Origin of the sequence: Mastigocoleus sp. MO_188.B34, assembly GCF_030065675.1 — a bacterium.
GTDB lineage: Bacteria > Cyanobacteriota > Cyanobacteriia > Cyanobacteriales > Nostocaceae > Mastigocoleus.
The window spans coordinates 1-6,062 of record NZ_JASJDK010000224.1; the positions used below are offsets into that span (position 1 = coordinate 1).

The 6,062-nt window shown below is 35.7% G+C and carries 4 protein-coding genes; 3 read left to right on the plus strand and 1 reads right to left on the minus strand.

The window, feature by feature from the left end; translation table 11 throughout:
• The first annotated feature begins 629 nt into the window (after positions 1-629).
• The 3 genes from QNJ50_RS28260 (at position 630) to QNJ50_RS28270 (ending at position 3,329) form a co-directional block, all read left to right on the plus strand.
• Positions 630-1,073 (plus strand): nuclease-related domain-containing protein, encoded by a 444-nt coding sequence (locus tag QNJ50_RS28260; RefSeq protein ID WP_300642469.1) that lies wholly within the window; start codon positions 630-632, stop codon positions 1,071-1,073.
• A gap of 837 nt (positions 1,074-1,910) precedes the next feature.
• Positions 1,911-2,897 (plus strand): hypothetical protein, encoded by a 987-nt coding sequence (locus tag QNJ50_RS28265; protein WP_300642472.1) that lies wholly within the window; start codon positions 1,911-1,913, stop codon positions 2,895-2,897.
• Positions 2,898-2,906: 9 nt separating this feature from the next.
• Complete coding sequence (locus tag QNJ50_RS28270; protein ID WP_300642475.1) at positions 2,907-3,329, plus strand: hypothetical protein; 423 nt, start codon at positions 2,907-2,909, stop codon at positions 3,327-3,329.
• Between the two features lie 469 nt (positions 3,330-3,798).
• On the opposite strand, the gene ftsH is transcribed toward QNJ50_RS28270, so the two are convergent.
• A complete protein-coding gene (gene ftsH / locus QNJ50_RS28275; RefSeq protein ID WP_300642478.1) occupies positions 3,799-5,733 on the minus strand; it encodes an ATP-dependent zinc metalloprotease FtsH in 1,935 nt (644 codons plus the stop codon).
• Positions 5,734-6,062 lie beyond the last annotated feature (329 nt).

The window sequence follows — 6,062 nt, forward strand, 5'->3', positions numbered from 1 at the left end:
GTTTTACGCAAAGCTATTTTTAACGTGTTGCTTACAGCATAAAGGTTCTAAGAACTTGGACTATCTTATAAGCGCAACACTCATATATGGGTATTTTTGCCATTTTTGCTACAATTTTTCTAGGCTCCTATTTTGGCAAAGGTATTGATCATAAAACATTATTTTCTACAAAAAACCCTAAAATTTGAGAAGTACTATTTTCATATAGAGGATGTTTATAAATATTTATCTGTATAAATTCCATTTTACTAGAATTTCGTAAATGAACGAACGCAAAATTCTCAAAACACATGATCGTTAATTTTGGTTTACACGAGCGATCACTAATTCCTAATTGTGTACTAGATTACTTGATTTTTGTTCTCATAAAAGATGTAAGCTTCAAGTATGTCAGTTTACACCATCTACCAAAAAAATTGTCACAGACAAAAAGAGGATTAGGGGAGTACGTACTCAAATTGTGTCAGACAAGACATCGGTCTGCTATTTCCCATTACGTTTATTCCGTGGCTGTTCTAATTGGGACAATCTTATTAATAAGTATATTTAGGATTTCTTTGTTAGGAATTTTACTCGCATTTGGAGGTTTGATAGCTTCCTATTATCTATACCGAAATGGGCGTTACTTGATGAAACGAGCTAGCGATGCTCAGCGTGGTGCAAGAGCAGAGGCAGAAGTAGCTGAGTTATTAGATATTTTAAAATACAAGGGATGGGCAATAGAATATAACTTACCGATTAGAAAATGTGGCGATGCAGATGTTGTTTTACATTCTCCCAAAGATAATTGGTACGTAATCGATGTTAAATCCCATAATGGAACTAAGGTGTACGAGGGTGGACGTCTAAGAAAACGTTACGGTAGAAATACTTATGATTTTCAGGAAGGGGATCTAATTAGTAAGGTTAAAGGTCAAGCAAAAGAGGTGAGAAACTTGAAACGCGTCCGGTGGGTGACTCCGATACTTTGTTTTACCAGAGGCGATATAGATATTCCTTGCAATGTGGTCAGTGGTGTTTATGTTGTCAATCGGGGAGATTTAGTAAGTAATTTATTACTGTTAGAAAAGTAATTATAGGGGTTCCCAACCTAGTGAGGTACGAATGATTACTGTTAGCGATTGCTCAGCATTAGCCATATTAAAGTATGAAGCACGTAAACATGGTTGTCAGCTAGCTGATAGCATAGCATACAGTAGGTATTGCGTGACCACAAAGTCATATCTATTTTATTGTTTGAGTAACCCTCCTAAATACCTTTTTAAATTATCTTTCTTTCCACTTGTTTGGAGATTGGGGGAGAGTGCGACCTGGAATAAACAACACCGTTCAAGACTATAGTATAACCACTCCAGCAAGCAAGTGATAAAGAACTGCTATTTACGAACTTTAAATTCTTACAGCCTACTGAAATTTACAACAAAAGATTAAATGTAATTTAAGTTACGCTCACTTGTAATTAGTATAATTTAAAATATACAAGTATTGGCTCATTTGAGTTTGAAAAAATTGAGAGTTTACTCCAATAACACCATAGAGTATAAAATATAACCCAAGGTGCGTCTCCATGTTTTACGTCTAAGTTCCATGTCAATTTTGGAGTAAGAACTTTACCTTAATTAACTCCCTAACTATGTATTAAATTATTTAAATACAGCTTCAACTTCATAAAAAAGTTCAGACATAAGTGGTTATAGAAACTGTGTTAAGTTTTATACAATATCAGTTCATCAAGTGCTAAAAGGCAGTCATCGCAAGCAAGACTTTCAAATTCCTTGGCACTTTGTTTCACTTTCTTTATCATTGTGCGACCCCCTGAGTTTTTATTTCAAGTTCTCCTAAAATTCCCTTATAAACTGCGATGTAAACCTAACTTGTTACCAATGACAACAGTGAAATGAGGATATAAGATGCTTAACCAGAAAAAAATTGCTTCATTTGTATTTGTAACTATACTAATTATTTTACTAATTTCACCCTATTTAGAAGGCGAGCATTATGATATGACAAGTAGAAAACTAGAAAATTCCATAAAAAAATACATAGAGAAAAATTTATTTTTTAATTTTCATCCTAACTTTGGAATGAGTGAATTTATGGATACTTATTATTTAAACTGTATGGAACTCATGAATAAAAAATATGGACACTCTATCAAAGGTTTAAGCATTAATAATAAAATTCAGGATGAACATATTAACCTATATTTTGTCTCAGAAGATCCGTTGAACATCTTTAAATACTACAAAGGAAATTGCACATATACAGGTTATAAAAATGTCATCATTTGCGATACAAATTTTATAAAAGAAAATTTGCTAAATATAAGTAAGTTTCGGCAGCCAGATATATCTAAGGAGAAATTTAATAAGATAATCGATAAATCGAATATATCTGAGGAAGAATTTAATAAGATAATTGATAAATCGGATATATCTGAGGAAGAATTTAATAAGATAGCCAATCAATTAGTTGTGTCTTATGTAGAAAATCTTATCATATGGATTGTTGGACATGAGATTGGTCATATTGCACATAGACATCAAGGAAAATATTTCAACTTTGATGGTAAGGGATGGAGATATAAGAATACCAGAGCAATTGGTAATTATGATGCAAGAGAAAAACAAGCTGATGAATTTGCTGTAGAGGCATTAGGTAATTGGCAATTAGGTCATTTTTTGTGGATGGGTTTAAATCAGCTTGCAGCTAATCCACAGTTTTTTGGAGCAGAAATAGATGAAAAGGGAAATATTATTCTTAGTAAGACCTCAACTACACATCTTCCGCTTTTCCTGAGGATTTTAAACATGGCAATAATGGGGATTGAAAGAGGATTAATTATAGACTCAACAGGTTACTACGAAAATCTAAGAGATAAAGTTTTAGTTAAATAAGGGAATGAGATGAAAAACGTTGGACTTGTCGCCTTGACGATTTTATTGATTGGCATTTTTGTCTTTATTGGATCTATTCGAGAGTTTCAAGGATTGAATTTTGAAGGTGAAGATATACGACAAAATATACGCTTAGGACTAACTATTTGGTTGGCCTTTGTTCTACTGATAGGAGTTTTCATCGGACACATATATCGTTTTCTTGCTAAATATCCACCAAATACAAAAGTAAGAATGGAGGAAATAGTAGGATCTGTAAATGATGTAAATCTTTGGAGATCTCTAATTTCCTCCCCAATAGTGTTCGGTGTGGTGTACATCATGGCAAGAGAACAACCGGATCTAGTTGTCTCCTCAATATTGGCATTTGAAAACGGCTTTATATGTAATGTCGTCTTAGAAAGACGTCTGACGGTAATTAGTGAAGAATAGATTATAAATTTTGAGATTGCAACATTTATCGAAATTGTAACTTTAGCTCCTGAAGGTGTTACATCAGGCACCTAATTTGGCGTATGTGCCCAATAGTTGAGTTTTGAGAATGATTTTCTTGGTGAATCAGTTTTCCATAGTATGTTTCCTCAAGTCTAAAAATCGCTATTGAGTTTTTAGTTTAACAATGAAGGATGTATTTAAATTTTCGTGATGCACATTTTTTAAAAGAATGTTTATTACCTCGAATTTTGACAATATTTAAAGTATTTATCGCTCTTCCATCACTCTCACCAGAGTAAAAAATCAAATCCTTGCTACATAATACTTTTAGCCAAAAATGATTATTTTACTCATAGTATTAGAAAATAAAACTCCAAACCCAGTCTCTGTTTAAGGTTAAGAAATTGTCTGAGATTTTTACTTCACCAGAGTGATGGAAGAGCGATAGATTTGATTACAGCGAGATTTAAACTAAAACACCTGGTAGTCGAGAAATATCATCAGATAAATGACCGCTCGCTAACCACTCTTCTAATTCATTTGGTGATTGAGCGCGATCGAGTTTTTCCCGCAGATAAGAACCTTCAAGGATTTCTTTTTCGAGTAATTCTTGCGCGGTTTCTTCTAATAAGTCGTGGTTAGTTTGCAAAATACTCAAAGCAATGTGATGAGCATTATCTACTATTTGCTTCACCTCGCGATCGATTTCTTCTGCAACTTTGGGGCTAATGGAACGTCGGGGATTACCATAACCTTCAATAAATTGCTGTTGAAGTTTTTCAAAAGCTACAGGACCGAGGTCTTTACTCATCCCATAAAGAGTAACGTAACGTTCTGCTAATTCAGTTACTTTTTGGATATCGTCAGAAGCACCGGTAGAAACTTTACCAAATATAATTTCTTCAGCCGAACGTCCACCTAATAATGTTGCAATCCGACCGCGAATTTCATCTTCCAACATCAAGAAACGATCTTCTTCCGGCATTTGAATTGTATAACCCAATGCACCAACACCACGGGGAACCACAGATATTTTCTCAACTCTTCCCGCACCGGGCATTAAAGCACCGATAATAGCATGACCGACTTCGTGATAAGCTACTGTCTTCTTCTCGGTTTCATTGAGTACTCGCGATCGCTTTTCTAAACCAGCTACAACCCGTTCGATCGCTTCATTGAAATCTGCTGTGATTACAGCATCTCGATTTTGACGTGCTGCAAGTAATGCGGCTTCATTGACTAAGTTAGCTAAGTCTGCACCTGCAAAACCAGGGGTACGCACAGCAACGGTAGCCAAATCCACATCATCAGCAAGTTTTACTTCCCGAGCATGAACTTTCAAAATTGCTTCACGACCAGATTTATCAGGACGATCTACAACTATTTGGCGGTCAAAACGACCAGGACGACGTAATGCTTGATCCAATACTTCCGGACGGTTGGTTGCAGCGATGATAATTACACCGGTATTCGCATCGAAACCATCCATTTCTGTCAATAACTGGTTTAAGGTTTGCTCCCGTTCATCATTACCACCAGCAAAACCTCCGGGACCACCACGAGATTTACCAAGAGCGTCCAATTCATCAATAAAAACGATACAGGGAGATTGCTGTTTGGCTTGTTCGAACAGGTCACGTACTCTTGCAGCACCTACACCTACAAAGAGTTCAATAAACTCAGAACCAGAAATACTGAAGAAAGGAACAGCAGCTTCACCCGCGATCGCTTTTGCTAAAAGTGTCTTACCAGTTCCCGGAGGTCCAACCAATAAAACACCTTTGGGAATTTTTGCTCCTAAACGAGTATATTTCTCAGCATTTTTGAGAAAATCAACAATTTCTTCCAGTTCGGCTTTTGCTTCATCAACTCCAGCTACATCAGGAAATTTAACACCAGTACTACCTTCGGAATAAATTCGGGCTTTACTTTTTCCAACAGTTAATGCAGCAGGACCACCACCTTGACGATTGAACAAAAATGCCCAAATTCCGAAGAAAATTAATGGTGGAACAACCCAACTCAATAAAGTACCAATCCAAGCATTTTGACTTGGTGGTGGTGCAGCAAACTCAACGTTACCTTCCCGGAGAATTTTGGGTAAGTCTAAATCTATTGCAACGGGAGTAGTTACGAATACTTGTTGGGTTCCGTCACTTTCGGGAATGTCTGACTTGAGAGAATATTCGATTCTTTCGTTTCCGACAACTGCTTTAGCAACTTTCCCCTCTTGTACTTGAGATATAAAGTCACTGTAGGGAGTTTGGGGAATTCTTTGAGCGAAGACACTGGGAACAATGAAGTTCAGTAGTAATAAGATGGTCAAAAGAATCAAAAAACTACCGCCAAACTGGCGCATTTTCGGCGGTTTCATTTGTTTTTTGTTTTTATCAACAGGCATTTTCTATAGACTCTCCCGGTTAAATAAAGTCAAAAGTAAAAAGTCATTAGCATCGCGTGTCCGTAGGACATAAGTCAAAATGCAAATAGCTTTGCTAACAAAAGTGTTTAACTGCAATTAACATCAAAATTTTTTTACTAATAAATTAGTAAAGTTAGCTACTATAGCAATTGAAAACTTGAACTTATAAAGAGGAATATAGATCGTGTTACCGAAAATTATCAGTAAAAGTAAAATTAATGCTACTTCAAGAGGAAAATACTAGTTTGCTAACAATATTTTCCATCACTCCACCTCCTGTTTTAAAAGCGATCGAGTTTAGGATCGAG

Coding starts and splice junctions, on each gene's coding strand:
- QNJ50_RS28265 (WP_300642472.1), top strand. CDS start 1,911: ATGCTTAACCAGAAAAAAATTGCTTCATTTGTATTTGTAACTATACTA.
- QNJ50_RS28270 (WP_300642475.1), top strand. CDS start 2,907: ATGAAAAACGTTGGACTTGTCGCCTTGACGATTTTATTGATTGGCATT.
- ftsH (WP_300642478.1), bottom strand. CDS start 5,733: ATGCCTGTTGATAAAAACAAAAAACAAATGAAACCGCCGAAAATGCGC.
- QNJ50_RS28260 (WP_300642469.1), top strand. CDS start 630: ATGAAACGAGCTAGCGATGCTCAGCGTGGTGCAAGAGCAGAGGCAGAA.